This window comes from Eggerthella sp. 1_3_56FAA (assembly GCF_000185625.1).
Classification (GTDB): domain Bacteria; phylum Actinomycetota; class Coriobacteriia; order Coriobacteriales; family Eggerthellaceae; genus Eggerthella; species Eggerthella lenta.
Genome location: NZ_GL622592.1, coordinates 1 through 1332 on the forward strand (window position 1 = coordinate 1; position 1332 = coordinate 1332).

Here is a 1332-nt window from a genome sequence, read left to right on the forward strand (position 1 = left end):
GGGGTTATAGGCAAGAAAGTGTGTCCGTTTTAGGGGTGTAAGGGCAGGTCAAACCCTCGATAAACCATCGTTTAAATTTCGGAGGCAGGTTTAAGTGCCTGGCAAGAATGTGTGTCCGCTTTCGACTTGACACCGCAGGTCAGAGGCCGTAAACCGCCCTCTTAAATTCCGTGGTTCAATCACGGGATGAAGAAGATACTGTGCCCTGCGTGCGGGGGCGACACGAAACGCAACGGGAAGACCTCGTCGGGGGCGACTCGTTGGCGCTGCAAGGCATGCGGCGCATCCACCACGCAACGTTACGACAACGAGCCTAAACTGCTAGAGCTGTTCCTGAGGTGGCTGCTCTCGAAAAAGACCCAAGGCGAGTTCGGCATGCCCGGACGCACCTTCCGGCATCTCACGAATAAGTTCTGGGACCTGTGGCCCGTGGCTCCTGTCTGTGACGAGGTCCACCACGTGGTGGAGGTGGATGGCCTTTGGCTGGGGCGCGACGTCGTGATTATGATCGCCTGCACCGAGAAGCACGTGATCGGCTGGCATCTAGCGAGAAGCGAGAACGCGCAGGCGTGGGCGGCGCTCATGGCGCGCATAGCCCCTCCCGACGTCGTGATTACCGATGGCGGAAAGGGGTTCGAGAAGGCGAGGCGCGCCGTGTGGCCGAACACACGCGTGCAGCGCTGCGTCTTCCATGCGTTCTGTCAGGTGAAGCGCCAGACCACGACCAGGCCGCGGCTCCAGGCGGGCGTTGAGCTCTATGGCATCGCCAAGAAGCTCATGCGCATAGGTAGCCTCAACGAAGCTGCGGAGTGGCTTGCGGGCTTCTCTAATTGGTGCACGGCATGGGAAGGATTCCTAAAGGAAAAAGAGGTGGTTGACGGGCGGATCCGCTACAAGCACGAGAGGCTGCGCACTGCGCGCGGCGGGCTTCTGAAGCTTTGTAGGGCCGGTACCCTATTCACCTATCTCGACGAAGGCTTGCTCGAGGGAGGACCTGTTCCGGCGACTACGAACAGGATCGAAGGCGGCGTGAACGCCCAGATCCGCCACATGCTGCGAGAGCATCGGGGATTGAGGCTGACGAGGCGCGTCAAGGCGGCGTTCTGGTGGTGCTATATGGACCTTGAAGCCCGTGCAAGCCCGAAAGAGATCCTGAAGGAAATGCCGACGGACGTCCTGATTGCTGAGTTTTATCGAGCAGCTGCCGAAGCTAGCGAAAAAGATGAAGCGGTGGGGCGCTGGGGCACTGCTGTGCAATGGAATGACCTGCATGCAAGCGGCCCTTATCGCATGGATTACGATTAGGCTCTGGACACACTTTCTTGCCTATAA

General features: G+C 59.1%; 1 protein-coding gene. It reads left to right on the top strand.

Translation table 11 applies throughout. The features are described 5' to 3' along the window. Positions 1–186: 186 nt before the first annotated feature. Positions 187–1305 carry an IS256-like element ISEle1 family transposase gene (locus HMPREF1023_RS14915; RefSeq protein ID WP_009307321.1) on the top strand — a complete coding sequence of 373 codons (1119 nt, stop codon included), beginning with the start codon at positions 187–189 and terminating at the stop codon, positions 1303–1305. Positions 1306–1332 lie beyond the last annotated feature (27 nt).

What these genes read in the sequence shown, in the direction of transcription:
- HMPREF1023_RS14915 (WP_009307321.1), top strand. Translation starts at nt 187, where the DNA reads ATGAAGAAGATACTGTGCCCTGCGTGCGGGGGCGACACGAAACGCAAC.